13 protein-coding genes and 1 pseudogene are annotated in these 20,096 nt (G+C 45.2%); 10 read left to right on the top strand and 4 right to left on the bottom strand.

The features are described 5' to 3' along the window. The first annotated feature begins 104 nt into the window (after nt 1-104). Together QZ938_RS00475 and QZ938_RS00470 are read left to right on the top strand one after the other, a co-directional pair. A complete protein-coding gene (locus tag QZ938_RS00475) occupies nt 105-1,085 on the top strand; it encodes an ATP-binding cassette domain-containing protein (protein WP_293346730.1) in 981 nt (326 codons plus the stop codon). A 152-nt stretch (nt 1,086-1,237) separates the two neighbouring features. Then, nucleotides 1,238-2,026, top strand: coding sequence for an ABC-2 family transporter protein (locus tag QZ938_RS00470; protein ID WP_293346733.1), 789 nt, complete (start codon nt 1,238-1,240; stop codon nt 2,024-2,026). Between the two features lie 79 nt (nt 2,027-2,105). Here the strand turns inward: QZ938_RS00470 and QZ938_RS00465 are convergent, their stop codons facing one another. Further along, the gene (locus tag QZ938_RS00465) at nt 2,106-5,822 is read right to left on the bottom strand and encodes an NB-ARC domain-containing protein (RefSeq protein ID WP_293346923.1); all 3,717 of its coding nucleotides are present in this window, start codon (nt 5,820-5,822) and stop codon (nt 2,106-2,108) included. 77 nt (nt 5,823-5,899) lie between these two features. Next, complete coding sequence (locus QZ938_RS00460; protein ID WP_293346736.1) at nt 5,900-6,811, bottom strand: hypothetical protein; 912 nt, start codon at nt 6,809-6,811, stop codon at nt 5,900-5,902. A 149-nt stretch (nt 6,812-6,960) separates the two neighbouring features. On the opposite strand from QZ938_RS00460, the pseudogene QZ938_RS00455 reads away from it, so the two are divergent. The 5 genes and pseudogenes from QZ938_RS00455 to QZ938_RS00435 all read left to right on the top strand — a co-directional run. Then, a pseudogene (locus QZ938_RS00455) lies at nt 6,961-7,335 on the top strand (ABC-2 family transporter protein); the annotation flags it as partial. Nucleotides 7,336-7,494: 159 nt separating this feature from the next. Then, entirely contained in the window at nt 7,495-10,047 is a 2,553-nt protein-coding gene (gene nirB / locus QZ938_RS00450; protein ID WP_293346739.1) for a nitrite reductase large subunit NirB, read from the top strand. 512 nt (nt 10,048-10,559) lie between these two features. Then, nucleotides 10,560-10,919 (top strand): nitrite reductase small subunit NirD, encoded by a 360-nt coding sequence (nirD, locus tag QZ938_RS00445; protein WP_293143783.1) that lies wholly within the window; start codon nt 10,560-10,562, stop codon nt 10,917-10,919. Nucleotides 10,920-11,256: 337 nt separating this feature from the next. Beyond that, nucleotides 11,257-13,350, top strand: coding sequence for a HEAT repeat domain-containing protein (locus QZ938_RS00440; RefSeq protein ID WP_293346742.1), 2,094 nt, complete (start codon nt 11,257-11,259; stop codon nt 13,348-13,350). A 787-nt stretch (nt 13,351-14,137) separates the two neighbouring features. Continuing rightward, the gene (locus tag QZ938_RS00435) at nt 14,138-14,587 is read left to right on the top strand and encodes a transposase (protein WP_293333758.1); all 450 of its coding nucleotides are present in this window, start codon (nt 14,138-14,140) and stop codon (nt 14,585-14,587) included. Nucleotides 14,588-14,785: 198 nt separating this feature from the next. On the opposite strand, the gene QZ938_RS00430 is transcribed toward QZ938_RS00435, so the two are convergent. Both QZ938_RS00430 and QZ938_RS00425 read right to left on the bottom strand, forming a co-directional pair. Then, complete coding sequence (locus QZ938_RS00430; protein ID WP_293333755.1) at nt 14,786-16,513, bottom strand: pentapeptide repeat-containing protein; 1,728 nt, start codon at nt 16,511-16,513, stop codon at nt 14,786-14,788. Between the two features lie 317 nt (nt 16,514-16,830). After that, nucleotides 16,831-17,247 (bottom strand): hypothetical protein, encoded by a 417-nt coding sequence (locus QZ938_RS00425; RefSeq protein WP_293333752.1) that lies wholly within the window; start codon nt 17,245-17,247, stop codon nt 16,831-16,833. Nucleotides 17,248-17,296: 49 nt separating this feature from the next. Here QZ938_RS00425 and QZ938_RS00420 point away from each other — a divergent pair, with 49 nt between their 5' ends. The 3 genes from QZ938_RS00420 (at nt 17,297) to QZ938_RS00410 (ending at nt 19,489) form a co-directional block, all read left to right on the top strand. Continuing rightward, on the top strand, nt 17,297-17,434 hold the full coding sequence (locus QZ938_RS00420) for a hypothetical protein (protein WP_293143760.1): 138 nt from the start codon (nt 17,297-17,299) through the stop codon (nt 17,432-17,434). 67 nt (nt 17,435-17,501) lie between these two features. After that, the gene (locus QZ938_RS00415; protein WP_293346745.1) at nt 17,502-19,271 is read left to right on the top strand and encodes a S8 family peptidase; all 1,770 of its coding nucleotides are present in this window, start codon (nt 17,502-17,504) and stop codon (nt 19,269-19,271) included. Continuing rightward, nucleotides 19,268-19,489 carry a hypothetical protein gene (locus QZ938_RS00410; protein ID WP_293143754.1) on the top strand — a complete coding sequence of 74 codons (222 nt, stop codon included), beginning with the start codon at nt 19,268-19,270 and terminating at the stop codon, nt 19,487-19,489. Before QZ938_RS00415 ends, QZ938_RS00410 begins: the two co-directional genes overlap by 4 nt. The last annotated feature ends 607 nt before the right edge of the window (nt 19,490-20,096 follow it).

Raw genomic sequence — 20,096 nt, 5'->3', positions numbered from 1 at the left:
GTAAATTTTGTGTAATGCGATCGTGGATATCTTACAATTATCTCCATCTTGGCACAACCAGATCGTAAAATCGCACATTAAAATAAAAGTTAAAACTACAGCCAATGCCAATTATCTTAGTTAAAGACTTAAGCAAAGTATATCCCGTAGCGATTAAGGAACCGGGACTGAAAGGAACCATGCAGCACTTTTTTAAGCGCACTTACCGCAATATCAAAGCTGTTGAGGGTGTTTCTTTCAGTATTGAACCTGGTGAAGTGGTGGGGTTTCTGGGGGCTAACGGTGCGGGCAAAACTACGACGCTGAAAATGCTGACTGGCTTGATTTACCCGTCTGGTGGTACTGTCACTGTGTGCGATCGTACTCCTTTCCGTCGCGAAGCAGCTTTTCTGCAAAGAATCACCTTAGTCATGGGGCAGAAACAGCAGTTAATTTGGGATTTACCCGTACTCGACTCTTTGCGAATCAATGCCGCAGTCTACGGCATTCCCGATCGAGATTACCGACAGCGAGTTGGGGAGTTAACGGAGATGTTATCCCTAGAAGGCAAATTAAATCAGGCAGTACGCAAGTTGTCTTTAGGCGAACGAATGAAAGCTGAATTGATGGCGGCGCTGCTACACCAGCCGGAGGTATTATTTTTAGATGAACCGACTTTAGGTTTGGATATCAACGCCCAGTTTAGTGTCAGGCAATTTCTGCGAGAATATAACGAGCGCTATCAAGCAACAGTGCTGTTGACAAGTCACTATATGGCTGACATTACGGCTTTATGCAAGCGTGTTTTGTTAATCCATGAAGGGCAATTAGTTTATGATGGCAGTTTGGACGGATTGCTCGACAGGTTTGCACCTTACCGAGAAGTCCAGGTAAAATTAGCCGAACCGCTAGCAAAAGATAGCGCTTTTGCTTACGGCGAGGTAGAATCTATTGAAGGTAATTCAGTCCGGTTTTTGGTCAAAAGGGAGGAGCTGACGGCGAGCGTGTCGAAGATTTTGGCCCAGTTGGAAGTGATAGATTTGACTGTCACAGATCCGCCAATTGAAGAGGTAATCGGTCGAGTTTTTCGCACCGGAAAAGTGTAGAGTTCCCCCCAGATTCCCTAAAAAACAAGGTGTTTTACTCTCAAGAAAAAGATAGGTACGTTGTTGGGCTTCAGCCCTCTTTCGGCGTATATAGAAAGAGGGCTGAAGCCCAACAACGTACCTTTACCTATATTTTTTTTAGTGAGATTGATATGAAAAAAATAATCAGAATTGCTAAAACCTTGCTCCTGACTTACTACGCTTATATGCTCGAATACCGGGCAGAATTATTTTTGTGGGCCCTGTCGGGAGCTTTGCCGTTTATCTTGATGGGCGTGTGGATGCAAGCATCAGAAAGTGGTCAGTTTGGACTAAAGGCGATCGACTTTGCCCGTTACTTTTTGGCAGCTTTCATTGTCCGACAAACTAATGTAGTTTGGGTGATTTGGGAGTTTGAAAAAGAAGTAGTTCAAGGCAAGTTATCTAATAGATTGTTGCAGCCTCTAGATCCAGTATGGCATCACTTCGCATCCCATGTTTCCGAAAGGTTTGCGAGGCTACCTTTTGTATTCGGATTAGTGCTGCTGTTTTTTGCACTTTACCCACAGTCTTTTTGGATGCCGAGTTTGGGCAGGTTTTTGCTGTTTTCCTTGGTTGTCGTCTTGGCTTTTTGCTTGCGGTTCCTGATCCAGTATACCTTTGCGCTGTTTGCTTTTTGGATAGAGCGCGCAAGTGCGATCGAGCAATTCTGGTTTTTGATTTATCTATTTTTGTCGGGACTTGTCGCACCGCTAGAAGTGTTTCCCCCAGCAGTGCGCGCAGTGGTTTTGTGGACTCCGTTTCCTTATTTGATTCATTTTCCTGCTTCAATTTTGATCGGATTGCCCGTTGATGTTGGCCGCGGTTTGTTGGTGATGCTGGGTTGGGGTGTGGTGTTTTTTGTGTGGAATCGGTGGCTGTGGCGGCAGGGTTTAAAACAGTATTCAGGGATGGGAGCTTAGACAGTTGACAGTTGACAGTTAAGAGTTGGCATTAGTGACAAACAACTAATGACTGATGACTGCTGTCCACTGTTAAATTCTAAGGCCACCATCGCGCGACATCTTGAATGGCGGTAACAATTTCCATAATTGCATCTTTGCCACCTAATTTATAAACTACTGGTGTTAGAGCATCTATATTTTCATGAAATTCTGGGCGCTTGAGTTTAGATAAAGTGGTTTTCATGATTTCTAACCACATTTTGTATACCTCATTTTTGGGTTGGGATGATGGCATTGCGTTCAATAAAGAACTTAGCACTTTAGCGCGATTGGATTCAGACTGAATTTGACTTGTTATTTCTAGCAATTCTGAGTACAAATTTTCTGGTAATTTTTCCGCCAATGATGAGAGAACTCTAACGAGATCGGATTCAGACTGAATTTGACTTGTTATTTCTAGCGCTTCGGAGTACAAATTTTCTGACTGTAATTTTTCCGCTAATGATGACAGAATTTCAGCGCGAGTAGATTGATTCTGAATTTGACGTGCTGTTGCTAATGCTTCGGAGTACAAATTTTCTGACTGTAATTTTTCCGCTAATGATGAGAGAACTTCAGCGCGAGTAGATTGATTGTGAATTTGACGTGCTGCTGCTAATGCTTCTGAGTATAAATTTTCTGGTAAATTTACCGCCAAAGATGATAAAACGCGATCGCGATACTCTTCATCTTGAATTTGACGTGCTGTTGCTAATGCTTCCAAGTACATATTTTCTGGTAACTTTTCCGCCAAAAAAGATGAGAGAAATTTATAGATATAAAATTCATCTTGAGTTTGACGTACTGTTGCTAATGCTTCCGAGTACAAAGTTTCAGACTGTAACTTTGTCGCTAAAGATAAGAGAACACTAGCGCGATACTTTCCATTATGAATTTGACGAGATATTTTTAATGCTTCCGAATACAAACTTTCTGGTAAATTTTCCACCAAAGATGAGAGAACTATAGAGCGAGCTTCTTCATCATGAATTTGACGTGTTGTTTCTAATGTTTGAAAATACAATTTTTTTGGTAACTTGAGTACCACAGATGAGAGAACTGTAGCGCGATCGAATTCATACTTAATTTTACCTGCTGTTTCTAATGCTTCCAAGTGCAAATTTTCCGAATGTAACTTAGTCGCTAACGATGAGATAACACCAGCACGATAGTATTCATTCTGAATTTGACGCGATATTTCTAATGCTTTTGAGTATAAATTTTCTGGCATTTTTTTTGCTAACGATGATATAAAATCAGCGCGCTCGTATTCATTCTGAATTTGACGCGATATTTCTAATGCTTTCGAGTATAAATGTTCTGGCAACTCCTCTGCTAAAGAGGATAGAACATAAGTGGGATAAAATCCATACCGAATTTTTCCTACTGTTTCTAATACTTCCAAGTACAAACTTTCTGAATGTAAGTTTTCCGAATGTAGCTTTGTCGCTAAAGATGATAGAACACAAACACGATTATATTCATCATGAATTTGACGTACCGTTCCTAATGCTTCGCAGTACAAATTTTCTGGTAATTTTTCCGATAACCATGAGAGAACATCAGCGCGAGAGCATTCATACTGAATGTGACGCACTATTGCTAATACTTCCAAGTATAAATTTTCTGATTGTAACTTTATTGCTAAAGATGATAGAACACGAGCGCGATACTTTTCATGGTAAATTTGACGTGCTATTTCTAATGCTTCCGAATCCAAATTTTCTGGTAATTTTGTCACTAACAATGAGAGGACACGAGCGCGATCGTATTCATCCCAGATTTTACGTACTACTTCTAATGCTTTCGAGTACAAATTTGCTGGTAATTTTTGAACTAAATATGATAAAATTTCTGCTCGATCGGACTCATGCAAACTTAGACTTATTATTTCTAATACTTCGCTGTACAAAGTTTCCGACTGTAATTTTTCCGATAAAGATGAAATAACTTTAGCGCGATCGGACTCATCCATAATTTTACTTACTATTTTTAATCCTTGAGAGTACAGGTCTTCTGACTGTAATTTTTCGGCTTGTAAAAAATATGAGAGTAGATCGGCCCGAGAAGATTCATCCTGAATTTGATGTATGATTTCTAATGCTTCGGAATACAAATTTTTCGACTGCAACTTTTCTACTAAAGATGAGAGGACAAGCGCGCGAGTGGATTTATCATGATAGTATTCATTCTGAATTTGAGGTATTTTTTCTAATGCTGTTGACAACGCTTGATTTTTTAGGTTGTCTGGCAAATAATCAGCTAGCGCAATTAATGAATATGCTTTAGCTACTAAATCCGGTTTTTGCAAAGCATAAGCTAGCCCTTGTTCTGGTTTCCAATATCCATTTTTTACCAGCATAACCAGCAATTTTTCTGGTATATTTGCCGACAAACTATTCAAAGAAGAAACTATTAACCCATAGCGACACTGTAAACTTATAACCTCCGATCGATCTTTTTCAAAATCAGTTTCTGTTAATGCCCAAGCACGCGAAACATCCGTTAAAAAACCTGCTACTTGACCTAATTTTTCCCGCACTTCATACCAGCCATTATGCCCACTCGCTGACTCTTCCCGCAATAGCTGGTGAATTTCTGCTATTTTCTCCGTTTTTTCTAAATGCCAAACTAAATATTGATGAATGTAACCGTCATCTGGTAAAGTATGCCAGTAATTATCTGCTGTTTGCTGTTGATATTTATTCAGTAATTGAATGTGAGCATCTTCCCACTTTATCCCCAACCCCAGCAAATCGCCTTGACGTTTCGGTTTTTGAGGTGCAGTTAACAAATTCCGCGCTAAATCGTGGAATAAATCGTGCAATCTATAAGTTATTGTCCCATCAGCCAGAGTCACCCCAGGTAATAACAATGCTTGACTTTGAAAATACTGCAAAATTGCCATTGCATCTCGTTCGTCTATATCCCAAACTGTCGCTGTCATCAGGTGAGTTATGTTTGCATCTTCCGGTAACACCCCCAACCAAGCAAAACACTCTCGCTCGTATTCTTCTAACCGTTTAATGCTCAGATTCAATGATGCTTGCAAACTGAGTTTTTTAAACTTCTCATCATCACCAAGATTTCTGATTCCGGGGTCTTGCAACGATTTTAACCGAGCAATTTCTTGCTGGATATCTGCAATCAAAACTTGCCAATTCGTGCCGTTAGCAACTTGTACGGCAGCTAATTCTAACGCTAACGGTAAATAACCAACAGCTTTAGCTAAGCATTTTGCTGACTCAATTTCACTTATTTCTAGTTGCTTCCCCAGTGTTTTCAGTTTCTGCACCAATAAATCTAATGCTTGGGTTTTCGTCATCACATCTAGGGGATACGTGCTAGCACCAAGCACATTCGCGATCGAAGCATCGCGAGTAGTTACTAACAGACAACAGCGAGAACCGCCAACATTAAAAGCTTTTACATATTCCCACCCGTTATTTTTATCTATCCAAGCATCATCCACCACCAACAGCATTGCTTTATCCGTCATTAGGGTACGCAAATGCAGTGACGTACTGTGCATATCTGTGACGGGATAATTATAATCCCCTAAACCATGCACCCAATCAGTTAATCGCTGGAGAACATTTGGTTCTTGACCTAAAGTCGCCCAAAGTATACCATCGCTAAAATGGTTTTGGATATCTCTGTCATGTGCTAAAGCTGCTGCTGATGTTGATTTACCAACAGAACCCAAACCGTGAATGGCACTAACAACTAAAGTTCGATTATTAGCTAGCAAGCGCTGTTTTAAATCCTTGCTAATTTCTGGGCGGTCTACATAGTAATCTGGTAAAGGTGGTGCTTGAAATAATTTTAGCCTCTCTAACTCAACACCATCAGTTAAAGAGGCTGATAAGGGTCTGTGTTTTTCTCGGCAATAGTTTGCGGTTGCATCACTAAAGTATCGCCAGGAGGAAGAGATTTTTGGCAGGGTAAACTATCCTCAATAAAATTTTTCACACCCAAATAGACTTTTTTATCTCCCGGTTGCGGTTTAGCAATGGTATCGTGATTTGCTTCTACTGCTATAGGCTTTACATCTTTAATACCGGGATTGGCGCTGCTTGCATTAACAATCAAAATACCGCTAGTCGGTCTTGTTTCATAATAAACTTTTGTGGTAATCTCAAACTCATCAACGTGTTGGCGATACCATTCATCAAGTTCGCGTAACTGCGGTGTGTGAGCTTTAAGTTCTTCAACATTAACCGTAGTCAAAAAGCCAGTTAAAGATTGTACCCATTGAGCAACGTCGGAACCAAGATGGGGAGTAGATAAAAATACAATGCCCTTGCTAGAATCAATTACCGCCTTTTTGCGTTTGTTTCGCGAAAAATTTTCTGCGGTACTCAGCATTTTTTTTACCAGCAACCCGCCCATGCTGTGAGTCACAAAAATTATCGGGCGATCGCCAATGTTAAAATTTTCTAAATCGTCTAAAAAGTTACTAGCCTGGTCAAATAGCGGCATAGCAGAACCGCTAGCCCTTAATCGTGCTGCATCGTAACCAAAACTCCAAATCCCGACATCTTTTAAATCATCTCCCAGCCACTTCAACCAAAAATTATCTTTTTCGTAATCTCGATCGCTAGGATTTTGCCAGTGCCAAGTATTCCAAGCATGACCGGCCAAACCGTGGACAAAAACTACATCCCCTCGCCGGGTGGAGTTGTCGCAACCCGATATTTTAATCAAACCCGTCATGTTGCTGTCTTCATTTGGCTGCGAATCTGTAGTTCTTTTACCAAACATTCTAGATTTCCTTTCCCGCAACAACCTCTGACAAAATTATAACTGATGAAGGTATTATTGACAAGCATATATAATGGTTATTAAAAAGATGAGGTATCACTGACAGCTTATATAACCACTTAAACTAAGAGGGCCCAAGCCCAACAACGTACCTGATCTTTCTGAGAAAGGCTATATCTACAGTCTTGGCTTTTTGTTTGCGGTTCCTGATCCAGTATACCTTTGCGCTGTTTGCTTTTTGGATAGAGCGCGCAAGTGCGATCGAGCAATTTTGGTTTTTGATTTACCTGTTTTTATCGGGACTTGTCGCGCCGCTAGAAGTATTTCCTCCAGCAGTGCGCGAAGTAGTTTTGTGGACTCCGTTTCCTTATTTGATTCATTTTCCTGCTTCAATTTTGATCGGATTACCCGTTGATGTTGGCCGCGGTTTGTTGGTGATGTTGGGTTGGGGCGTGGTGTTTTTTGTGTGGAATCGGTGGCTGTGGCGGCAGGGTTTAAAACAGTATTCCGGTATGGGAGCTTAAACAGTTGACAGTTGACAGTTGACCTCATGCAAAAATGCAATCGCCACCATCCGACAATTGCATAAAAAATATTTTTTTGTATCCAAAAATACAAAAGTTTACAAGAAATTCTTATATTAATAAAACCAACGACGGATAAACGAGATAAAAGAGATTCTAATGACAGCCAAAAAAAACCTGATTGTAATCGGCAATGGCATGGTAGGTCACAAGTTCCTAGAGTTAATGGTAAGTTCGGATGCTGCCAAACGCTGGAATTTAATTACTTTCTGTGAAGAGCAGCGGGTTGCTTACGATCGCGTAAATCTCAGCGGATTTTTCTCTGGCAAAACAGCGGGAGATTTATCTCTAGTTGCACCAGGATTTTATCAAGAAAACGGCATTCAAATTCATATCGGTGACAAAGCAGTCGCCATCAATCGGGAACAAAAAACTGTCTCTTCAGCCAACGGTTTAGAGGTTCCCTACGACAAAATTGTTCTCGCCACTGGTTCTTACCCATTCGTACCGCCCATTAAAGGCAAAGACGCGGCAGGCACTTTTGTTTACCGGACAATTGACGATTTGGAGGCGATGTCAGATTATGCTAAAAATTGCAAAACAGGTGTAGTAATTGGCGGCGGTTTGTTGGGTTTAGAATGCGCTAATGCTCTGCAAAATATGGGTTTGAAAACTCATGTGGTTGAGTTTGCATCGCGGCTGATGCCCGTGCAAGTTGACGAGGTTGGTGGTGCGATTCTCCGCAACAAAATTGAGGAGTTGGGGGTTTCGGTTTACACGAGCAAATCTACCACTGAAATTGTCAGCGAAGATGGCAAAGTTACTAAAATGCTGTTTGCTGATGGTTCGGAATTGGCAACGGATATGATTGTGTTTTCTGCTGGTATTCGCCCTCGGGATGAAATTGCCCGAGGTTGCGGGATTGAAGTGGGAGAAAGGGGCGGTATTACGATTAACGATCGCTGCCAAACTTCGGATTCTGATATTTATGCGATCGGCGAATGTGCACTTTATCAAAATCGCATCTACGGTTTAGTTGCCCCTGGTTATACAATGGCTGGGGTAGCAGCGGATATTTTGAGCAGCGCTGCGGATGACAGCACTAGCACTTTCACCGGTGCGGATATGTCCACAAAACTCAAACTTTTGGGAGTGGATGTGGCGAGTTTTGGTGATGCTTTTGCACATTCTGCCGGTGCTAAAGAGATTGTTGTTGCTGACAATTTCCAAGGCACTTACAAGAAATTAGTTTTAAATCAAGATGGTAGCCGAATTTTAGGCGGGATTCTCGTCGGAGATGCTTCTGCTTACGGCACTTTGCTGCAATTCATGCAAAATGATATTGCTTTGCCGCCACATCCTGAAGATTTGTTGATGCCACCGCGCGAAGGCGGAGCACCTGCTGGTTTTGGTGTGGAGAGTCTGCCGGATTCTGCTCAAATTTGTTCTTGCAATAATGTTAGTAAAGGGCAGATTTGTGAGGCGATTCGCGATCGCAATTTAACAGATGTCGGCAGTGTCAAGAAATGCACTCAAGCTGGTACGGGCTGCGGCGGTTGCGTGCCTTTGGTGACGGATATCTTTAAGTCGGAGATGAAGAAAGCCGGGGTTGCTGTCAAGAATCATCTCTGCGAACATTTTGAGTATTCCCGTCAGGAATTGTACCATTTGGTGCGCTCTCAAGAGCTGAAAAGCTTCGACGAGACGATCGCCAAACACGGCAAAGGGCGCGGCTGCGAAATTTGCAAGCCTGCTGTGGCCTCGATGCTAGCTTCTACTTGGAATGACCATATTCTAGAGAAGTCTCACGTTGGTTTGCAAGATACCAACGATTACTATTTGGCAAACATTCAGCGCGACGGTACTTATTCGGTGATACCGCGCATCCCGGGTGGAGAAATTACGCCGGAGAAGTTGATTGCTTTGGGAGAAGTTGCCAGGGATTTTGGACTTTATACTAAGATTACTGGGGGACAGCGGATCGATTTGCTTGGTGCTCGGGTGGATCAGTTGCCGCATATTTGGCACCGCTTGATTGATGCGGGATTTGAGTCTGGCCACGCTTACGGTAAGGCTTTGCGGACTGTAAAATCTTGTGTTGGTAGCACTTGGTGTCGCTTTGGGGTGCAGGATTCAACGAGTTTGGCGATCGAGGTTGAGTTGCGCTATCGCGGTTTGCGAGCTCCTCACAAATTTAAGTCTGCTGTGTCGGGCTGCACTCGCGAATGTGCGGAAGCTCAAAGCAAGGATTTTGGGATAATTGCTACTGAGAAAGGTTGGAATTTGTATGTGTGCGGTAACGGCGGGATGAAGCCGCAGCACGCAGTTTTGCTGGCGTCTGATATCGATAAGGAAACTTTGATTAAGTATATCGATCGCTTTTTGGTCTTGTACATTCGCACGGCGGATCGTTTGGAACGTACTGCTACTTGGTTGAACAAACTTGAGGGCGGAATTGAATACTTGAAGCAGGTGATTATTGAGGATTCTCTGGGCATTTGTGCTGAGTTGGAGGCGCAGATGGAGCATTTGGTGAATACTTATCAATGCGAGTGGAAAACGACGATTGAAGACCCGCAAAAGGTGCAGCGATTCCAGCATTTTGTGAATTCCGATTTGCCAGATCCGAGTATTGTTCGTGTCGAGGAACGGGGACAAACTCGCCCTGCTTACGAGCATGAAAAGGCCATAGCTGGAGTTTCGGATAAATAACAGCGATCGGGTTTGTAGTGAGGACTTTAGTCCGCAGGAGTTTTAAGAGGACTGAAGTCCTCACTACAAACCAATTTAGCGTGATAACGTTTGTAGTGTGGACTTTAGTCCGCAGGAGTTTTAAGAGGACTGAAGTCCTCACTACAAACCAATTTAGCGCGATCGGGTTTGAGGACTTTAGTCCGCAGGAGTTTTAAGAGGACTGAAGTCCTCACTACAAACCAATTTAGCGCGATCGGGTTTGAGGACTTTAGTCCGCAGGAGTGTTAGGAGGACTGAAGTCCTCACTACAAACCAATTTAGCGCGATCGGGTTTGTAGTGAGGACTTTAGTCCGCAGAAGTGTTAGGAGGACTGAAGTCATCACTACAAACCAATTCACCGTGATAACGTTTGTAATGAGGACTTTAGTCCGCAGGAGCTTTAAGAGGACTGAAGTCCTCACTACAAACCAATTTAGCGGTTTTTAACCGGAAATTGGGAAGGAAATTGTATTAAATTAACAGGAAAAAAATGGTTCAATCATTACAGGTTTCCGATACAGTAACAACTTGGGTAGATGTGTGCTCCCTGGATGCGATCGCCCCAAATACAGGAGTTTGTGCTTTGGTGGCTGGGGAACAAGTGGCTGTTTTCCGAGTGGGAAACGGGGATGAACTGTATGCTTTGAGCAATTACGACCCGTTTAGCAAGGCTTTTGTGTTGTCCCGAGGACTTGTGGGCGATCGCAGCGGCACTCTCAAAGTTGCTTCTCCGATTTACAAGCAGAATTTTAGCTTGGCTACTGGCCAGTGTTTGGACGATGAAACGGTAACAATTCCGACTTTTCGGGTTCGGGTTGCAGGCGATCGCGTCCAAGTAGCAGCTAGCTAGATTCAACCCCCCAATTGTTCGAGATTTATCCGCCAACACCCAACATTCCGATTGGGTGATGGCGGATTTTGCATTGGGGCGCGATCGACCCAGTAGTTTTGATATAAAATAGAGTCGATCCGCTGCATACTACAATCTGGATCGGACAGCGGTAGAAATCGCATCTACAGTCAAACTTTCGTCCGCCTGCACGGTGTAAAGAAGATAGAGTAATTTCAACCACTCGGTTTTCTATCCGCTATACAAGCGGGTTTTGTATCTCTAGAAGCCTTTTCAACCGCGAGCGTCTTATTTCAGATTTTCAATGCAAACAAACTTTAGGGGGTAGGATATCAGTATGTTGTTAAAAAAACTTGTTGCCGAAAATCATCCCCAGACAGTGGCAGAGTTAATTGACGTACAACTCAAAACAGGTCAACTGACTGGGGCCCAAGTCCAAACACAGGTTTTCGGCCAGCACTGGCGAGACGAATCTTTGCACGAATTTCTCCAAGAAATTGCAGCCAAGCTCGACAAAGAAACAGCGAGCGAAGTTATAGAATATTTGATAACTCAAAATGGTCAACAAGAAAAATTTATTAATTTATTGTTAGCAGCAGAATGCCTATCAAGAGTTAAAAATGGCATCAATGAAACAACCGAAAAAAAACTGTTAAACGCTTTAAAAAAGTTATCGCAATACGGTACGGTTTTTCTGATTCTTTATCAAAGCGCTGAAGAATTGCAGGAAACTTATCAAATTCGCTATCGATCGATCGCCGCGATCGCCCAAACTTGGAAAAACGACCCGCAAACCCTGCCTTGGCTCAAAATACTAGCACACTCCAGCGACAGCGGCGAAGTCCGCGCCACAGCAGTCAAAGCCATAGCCTGCGGTTGGCCTGACGATCCAGAAATTTATCTGATGCTCAAAAACCTCGCTAAATCCGATCGAAGCTGGGCAGTGCGATCGGCTGCAATCAAAGAAATGGCTTCTGGTTGGCCCTCTAACAGCGATACCTTGCCGCTGCTAGCGGTTCTGGCTCAGTCCGATCGCAGTCCCGCCGTCCGCACCTGCGCCCTGGAACAGTTGGCCTCTCATTGGCCCGATCGCACAGATACCTTGCTGCTGCTGAGAACTGCCGCCGAATCCGACGAAAATTTGGGAGTGCGAGTCGTAGCGTGGCAAGAAATAGCCAGAGGTTGGCACAGCGTTTTAGGCACGGTATCCCAGCTCAAAAACCTTGCCCAGACAGGAAGTTCTACCCTGCGAACAGTAGCGGTGCGGGAATTGGCAGCGGGTTGGCCCGCCGATGACGAGGTTTGCTTGCTGCTGAAAACCCTAGCCACCTCCGACAGCAACGAAGAAGTGCGAACAGCGGCGATCGAAGAATTGGCCTCGCGCTGGCCGGGCGAACCAGATATTTACCCGCTGCTGAAAAGTCTCGCCCAGTCCGACGCGAGTTCCACCGTCCGGCAGGCGGCAGTCCAAGGAATTGCCTCTGGCTGGCCATCTAAGCCCGAAACTCTGGCTTTTTTGCAAAATATAGCTACGAGCGATCTCGACGCCGAACTGCGCGAAATAGCCTTGCAACAAATTGCTTCCTGTTGGCCCGACAGCCCAGAGACACTGCCCCTGCTGCAAAAAATTGCGAACTCAGATGATTATTGGACTGTGCGGCAAGTGGTAGTTGCAGCCGCAGCCACCTTACCGTCAGCCAGTCTCGAAGTCTTTGAATGGTTGAAAATTCTGGCTGAATCAGACAGACACATCAACGTCCGAGAAACTGCGGTGGAACAGATAGGAAGAGTCTGGGGACACCGGGGCGAGACCCTGCCTTTTCTCAAACAACTAGCGGAGTCGGAGCCCAATTCTCACTTGCTGAGCGTGCTGGTGCGAGAAATAGCGCGGGGATGGCCGCAAGACCGGGAAACCTTGTCTTGGTTGAAAATACAGCTTGAGGCTGGGGATGAGGAGGTGCGTGAGGTGGCGGTGCAGGAACTCGCTCGCAATTGGCCCGATGGTGCTGAGACTTTGCGGATGTTGGAGGCTAAAGCAGAGGGCGATGAGAGTTCGGCTGTCAGGAAAATTGCTTTGCAAAAGTTAGCCCGGGGGCGGACAAATGAGTCTCAAACTTTTGAGTGGCTGAAAATTAGGGCCGAGCAGGATGATGATTCGCAAGTGCGGGCGATCGCTCTGGTAGAGTTAATTCGGGGATGGAAGGACGAACCGGGAATGTTTGAGTTTTTGCGCCACAGAGCTCTTACCGATCCCTACGATAGAACAGGTTCTTTTGCTTACAATCCCCGGTTTACAGCACTCGAAGCAATTATCGAACATTATCCCGAAAATGAGGAAACTTTGCGATTGGTGCGATCGCTCGCAGTTTCCGATGCAGACGAGCAAGTGCGGGCTTTAGCGGGCCGCCGGTTGGCGAGTCAAGATTGGTAATTAGTCATGGGGCATCGGGCATCGGGCATCGGGCATCGGGCATCGGGCTATTTATAACGGTGCTCAGAAAGATGAGGTATGTTGTTGGGAAGAGAGCCCTTCTTAGTTTAGTGGTTATATAAGCTGTCAGTCATACCTCATCTTTTTAAGAAAGGCTATATATATTGATTTTGCCGCACGATTGATGTTGATTCTTGCACCGAATTGATGTTGATTTTTCCACGCGAGCGATGGGTATTTTTCCACGCGAGCGATGGGTATTTTTCCACGCGAGCGTCCCCGCTCGCACTGTGGGATTTCCGACAATCTTTGTTGATTTTTGCCCGCGAGTGGGCTATTCTTTCCCGCGAGCGTCCCCGCTCGCACTGTGGGATTTCCGGCAACTTTTGCCAATTTTGACCCGCGAGCGATGGGTATTTTTCCACGCGAGCGGGGACGCTCGCACTGTGGAATTTCCGGCGATTTTTGCCAATTTTGATCCGCGAGCGATGGGTATTTTTCCACGCGAGCGATGGGTATTTTTCCACGCGAGCGGGGACGCTCGCACTGTAGGATTTCCGGCGATTTTTGCCAATTTTGATCCGCGAGCGGGGGCTATTCTTTCCCGCGAGCGGGGACGCTCGCACTGTGGGATTTCCGGCAATTTTTGCCAATTTTGACCTGCGAGCGGGGGTTATTTTCCACGCGAGCGGGGACGCTCGCACTGTGGGATTTCCGGCGATTTTTGCCAATTTTTCCACGCCGTCCCTCGCACTCAATCCAATTTGCAATTAAATGAGGTAAATCAATGTCATTCAAACAAGATTTTATTCAATTACCACTTCCCAAAAACATCCATTTCATAACCTTCGTTACCTGGGAAAGACTAGAACTAACTCCACCAGCTCGACAAGTTGTTCTAGATTCTACCTTGCACTTTCACAACCAAAGATATCAACTATTCGCTGCCGTTATTATGCCAGATCACGTACATCTTTTGCTTCAGCCTTTTCCAAAGTCTAACTCTCAAAACTGGTCAATTGGAAGCCTGCTGCATAGTCTTAAAGGCTTTAGTTCTACAGAAATCCCTAAAGTAATGAAGCATATCGGTAAAGTTTGGCAAGATGGGCGACACGCCGAAATTATTAACAGCCACCAACAGTTTATCAATACCTGGGAATATATTAAACAAAATCCTGTCAAAGCTAACTTGTCAGATACGCCTGAAAAATATCCTTTTTTATGGGAAAACAGCTAATCTGACGACAAAAAGTGCTGTCCCCGCTCGCGATCAATTTATTCTCAAAACACCTATATTCATTCCCAGAACACCTATATTCATTGGGTACATCTCAGTTTTGTAAAAAGCTTTTTTTGTAGTGCGAGCGTCCCCGCTCGCGTGTACAATAGGCGAATGGGGACAGCACTCTAAATGCAAAACTGAGATGCTCCCTATTTATTCCCACAAAAGGGCGATCGCAAATCGCACCGCTTCCCCCATCATCGAACAGCGAATACTCGCCGACGCCGTTTTCTCCCACCTCAACAACTGTTCCCGAAAACCCGCGTCTTGCTTGGCCCGCTCCACGATCGCCTGACTGATGACTTTCTTCTGAATCTGCTCTGTCGGAACACCTTGCTGCTTCAAATAATCCAACAACCGCTGTACGCTTTCAGAGAATTTATCCGGCGTCTGAGACATCAAAATAAACGAAATTTGGCGCACCATTCGCTCGTAGATTTCCTGTCTTCTGAGCAACACCTCTTTTGGGAGCGGCCTCGGTGGCTGCGGTGTTGCTGACTCCTGCTGCGAACCGTTATCCGCAACAGCCAATCCCAGCAAAATCAAAATTTCAGCGCCCTTAGCTAAAACCTTTTCCAACATATCTGGATAAAGCGCCAATATGCGATCGCCCAAAATCTTACCATTCACCAAACGGTTCGCGCTCAGCCGCAGTAAATTTTGCTCTCGGGCAGACTCAAAAAATTGAATGTTCAACTGAAGTTCGCAACTCTCTAACTCCACCCGACGCACCGTAAATACCAAAGCCTCCCAATTAGGAAACTCACCAAAACACACCTCCACAATCGAACTTTCTTCGTGATACTGCTGTCCCAATTCCCCAGACTCAAAATCGCGATCGACCGGAAAGCGATTTGCCACAACTTTTGCAGTATAATCAAAGTCAGTAAAAACATAACGACAGTTAACTTTCGACAGATCGACCTCTTGAACCTGCCAATTTTGAATGCAGCACCCCGTAAGCTGCGCCCCCTCCAAATCCGTCCGAATTAAATGGCACTCAATCAAACAAGCTTCTCTTAAATCCGCTTCAGCCAACATCGAATCCACCAAATAAGCGCCGCTTAAATCAGCTTTCCGCAAATCAGCACTGCGTAAATTAGCCTCGCTCAAATCCGCCCGCAGCAAATACACTTCTTGCAAGTTAGCTCGCAGCAAAAGCGCCTGCTTAAAACTCGCTTTCAATAAATAAGCACCCGCCAGATTCGCTCGACTCAAATCAGCCCGATCCAGCACCGCCTCAGTCAAATCCGCCCCCGCCAGCACAGCTCGGTGCAAGTCAGCGCCCGTCAGATTTGCCGATCGCAAAATCGCACCATTCAAATCAGCTTCAATCAAATTTGCACCGCTCAAAATTGCCGATCGCAAATTCGCTTCCACCAAATGCGCTTCCCGCAAATTAGCACCCGTCAAATTAGCACCAACAAGACTCGCGCGGTTGAGATTCGCCTCCATCAATTCCGCCATCATCAACTGCGCGCCGTCGAGTTTAGCTTTTTCCAAATTAATTTGGTCAGATTTAACTCCTTGAAGATTAGCACCGCCCAAATCCGCTTCGCACAGCGCCGCCCAATTAAGATCCGCTGCTTCCAAACAACCAAGACGCAAATCTGCTTTCGCAAGATTTGCTCCGCTCAAATTTGCCCCAGTCAGATTCGCCCCAGCCATCCCCGCACTGCGGAGATCCGCGCGGCGCAAACAAGCCCCAATTAACTTAGCATTGCTCAAAAAAGACCAGCTCAAATTAGCACCCGTCAAGTTAGCACCAGTTAAGTCTATTTCTCGAAGGTTGACACCGCTTAAACTAGCACCGCTGAGGTCAATATGAGCAAAGTTGCGCTCTCCCTCTTGGTAGCGCTGTAAAAATTCCTGTATTTGCATTCGCAGGGGAAGGGGAAGGGGAAGGAAAAAAACTATTTCTAGTCTGGTAAAATAACCATTCTCTCGTTTGTAGTGAGGACTTTAGTCCTCGGATTTTATGCGGACTGAAGTCCTCACTACAAACCAATTTAATACGTTTGTAGTGAGGACTTTAGTCCTCGGATTTTATGCGGACTGAAGTCCTCACTACAAACCAATTTAATACGTTTGTAGTGAGGACTTTAGTCCTCGGATTTTATGCGGACTCGCATTCCTCACTACAAACCAATTTAATACGCAAAATCATCTGATTCAGCAATTGCCCTGATTGAATAATCTTAGAGAAAGCGCTGCAATTCCTGCTGCAAATACTTTGCCCATTTAGTCGCTAGAGGAATTTCTGTAAAAGGAACCTGCACCGAAGCAGCATCTTTCAACAAAAATTCTAGGGCAATCGCCTTTCCAGAATTCGGCGGCGATTCTAAATCTACCACGGCACCGTTAACTAAAAGCCGCAGCGACTGCACATTTTTCAAAGAAAAACTTTGCAAATTCACAGGGCCGCTGCGAGTAGGTTTCCCCCAAGTCAAACAGTCTTCTTGCTGACCGAGTACAGCATAAATATCGTACTTTGCCTTGGCGAATTGTTCCGCCCAGACCCGATACGCTTCTAACTTTTGATACTCGTTCCATCCAGCCCAAGCCAGAGCAATAAAAAGTGCCAGCAGCGGCAGCCACATTAAACCTCTTTCCATGCAATATCCTTGTTGAAAATACTCCCGGTTTTGTTTGCCATCTGCTTTAATGATACAATTGATTGAACCCCTAAAACTTGCTCGGAAATTTAAACTAGAAACTCCAGCAATTTTCCCTCGATCGACAGCCACGGCCGACAAATACCAAACGCCTGTGCGCGAGTCATCCAGCAGCCGCCACCCGTAAAACTGGCGATCGCGCTGAAAATTGGGTTATTGTTGTGAACAAGCCTTCCCTAAACGGACGATCGGCCATGAAAAAGTTTTTCCTTTTGTGCTTATTTTTAATCGGGCTCGGCTGGGCGATTTCAAATTTCCCAGGACTGGCTACTCAAGGCACTTACGACTCGATTGTGCTGGATTTCCGCGAAGATATCGGTAATCCTAATGTTGCAAAACGAGTAGAAGAACTCGCCCAACAGTACCAAATCGCACCGCAACTCAACAGCGAATTCTCAGCATCAGATAATGTGTATGTTGTCAAGGGCGATCGCACTTTGCTAAACGCCCTGAGAAAATCAAATTTGGCTAAAGATACCGAATACATTGAACCGAACTACGTATACAGCGCTTTCGAGATTCCCAACGACCCCATGTATACCAAGCAGTGGAATCTTCGCAGCATCAACGTAGAATCTGCCTGGAACGAAACCAAAGGCAGCGGTACGACAGTAGCGATAATTGACACGGGCATTACCCCCGTTGCCGACTTAAAAGAAACCAAGTTTGTACCGGGCTACGACTTTGTAAACGATCGCCCCGAAGCCTACGATGACAACGGCCACGGCACTCACGTCGCAGGTACCGTCGCCCAATCAACTAACAACAACTACGGCGTCGCAGGCATCGCCTACGAAGCATCTTTAATGCCTCTGAAAGTATTAAGCGGCAGCGGTGGCGGTACAGTTTCCGACATTGCCGAAGCAATTAAATTTGCAGCAGACAATGGCGCAGATGTCATCAACATGAGTTTAGGTGGCGGCGGCGAAAGTCAGTTAATGGCAGAGGCGATCGACTACGCCCACTCTAAAGGCGTTGTCATCATCGCAGCCGCAGGCAACTCCGGCGAAAGTTCCGCCTCCTATCCCGCCCGCTATCCCCACGTCATCGGCGTTTCCGCCCTCGGCCCCAACGAAGAAAAAGCCGATTATTCCAATTTCGGCGCCGGGGTTGACATTTCTGCCCCCGGTGGTTCTGAACTGGGCAAAATTCTGCAAAGTACGATCGACCCAGAAACCGGCAACGAAATTTTTGAAGCCTACCAAGGCACCAGCATGGCTTCTCCCCACGTCGCCGGCGTAGCAGCCCTAATCAAAGCCTCGGGCATCACAGAACCAGACCAAATTCGCAGCATACTCTTGCAATCCTCGCGAAATGTCACAGAAGACCCCTTAAACCATTTTGGTTCGGGACATCTAGACGCAGGCGCAGCAGTTCAGCTAGCCCAGCGCGGACAAATCAACTTCCGCGACTTCTTCCGCTGGCTGCGCGACAACGGCTATCTCAGCCCCCGCTTCTGGATTGACGGCGGTGCAGTCGCCCTGTTGCCAAAAATTGCCATGGTGCTCGGTTCTTACCTGCTGGCTTTCATTTTGCGGAATTATTTCCCCTTCGCCTGGACTTGGGGCTTTTCCGGCGGCTTGATTGCTGGAAGTTCTGGCTTCTGTTTCCTCCGCAACTTGTTTGTATTTGACTTGCCGCAGTGGCCGATGAGAATCATGGGTAGTTCTATCCCCGAACTCGGCGGTGCAATTAACGGCAGCAGTATGCTCAATCCCTTATTTGCTAGCGTTTTAATTCCCGGGATTTTGATTGTTTTGCTGTTGGGACACAGAGAGTGGAAGTGGATCGCGATCGCAACTTCGATCGGCTTTGCTAGCTGTTTAGCAGTGAATGCTGTTCTCTCTCCCGCAGTTTGGGGATTGGGAACTGGTTTAGTAGCACAAACATTCTTGATTGTCAATGCTTTGTTGTGTTTTGGATTGGCACGTTTGGCGATTAAAACAGAGGCGCAGTCAGCATGAGTATTACAGTCAAAGGCGAAATTGAACGCAAAGGATTAGGCCCGGGCACTTGGGCTTTAGTCGGCGAAGATGGGGAAACTTACGAACTTAAGGATGCTCCTTCTGAGTTGAAAAAAGCTGGTCTTAAAGTCAGTGTCACAGGTGAAATCCGCAAGGATGTAATGACTTTTGCGATGATCGGCCCGGTGCTTGAGGTGCAGTCTTTCGATCTGTTGTAGGTCGATCGACTCCCTCCAACTTTCGCTCAAAAAAAACCCCGGCCAAAATTGGCTGGGGTTTATTAATCAGGGTGCATCTACATAATTTAATCTCCGCTCCGACAACACCACATTCAGGAAAATTTAGAAAATTTATTTGAGCAACTCAGTTTCTTTCAACATTTCTGCTAACCCAAGAGCAAAACTCCTAGAAACCGGGTTGCTGAGCTTATACTTCAGCCCTCAAACTATCGCTACCTCTCGTTATATCTAATTTTTGCCAAAAAAAACCCGGCCAAAATTGGTCGGGAGTTAATTAATCAGGGTGCATCTACCAATTAAGCTTCCTCAGAATTCCAGCGCAATCCGGAAAATCACCTCAATTTTTTTTCAGCATCAGCCTTAACACAAAAAAAACCCGGCCAAAATTGGTCGGGAGTTAATTAATCAGGGTGCATCTACTAATTTAGTCTCCGGCGCAACAGTACCTCGTTCCGGACAGTTTGGGAAATTTGCGACAATTGATGGCTTGAGGTGCGATCGCTCAAAAAAAACCCAGGGTGGTTTTATTGTCAGGATAGGAAATCTCAAACTACCAAAATTATCGCTCAAAGGTCGGCTCGCGTCT

Origin of the sequence: Microcoleus sp. CAWBG27 (assembly GCF_020883145.1) — a bacterium.
GTDB lineage: Bacteria > Cyanobacteriota > Cyanobacteriia > Cyanobacteriales > Microcoleaceae > Microcoleus.
The sequence above is the reverse complement of the archived record's forward strand: the minus strand, read 5'-3'. Positions and strand labels throughout refer to the sequence as shown.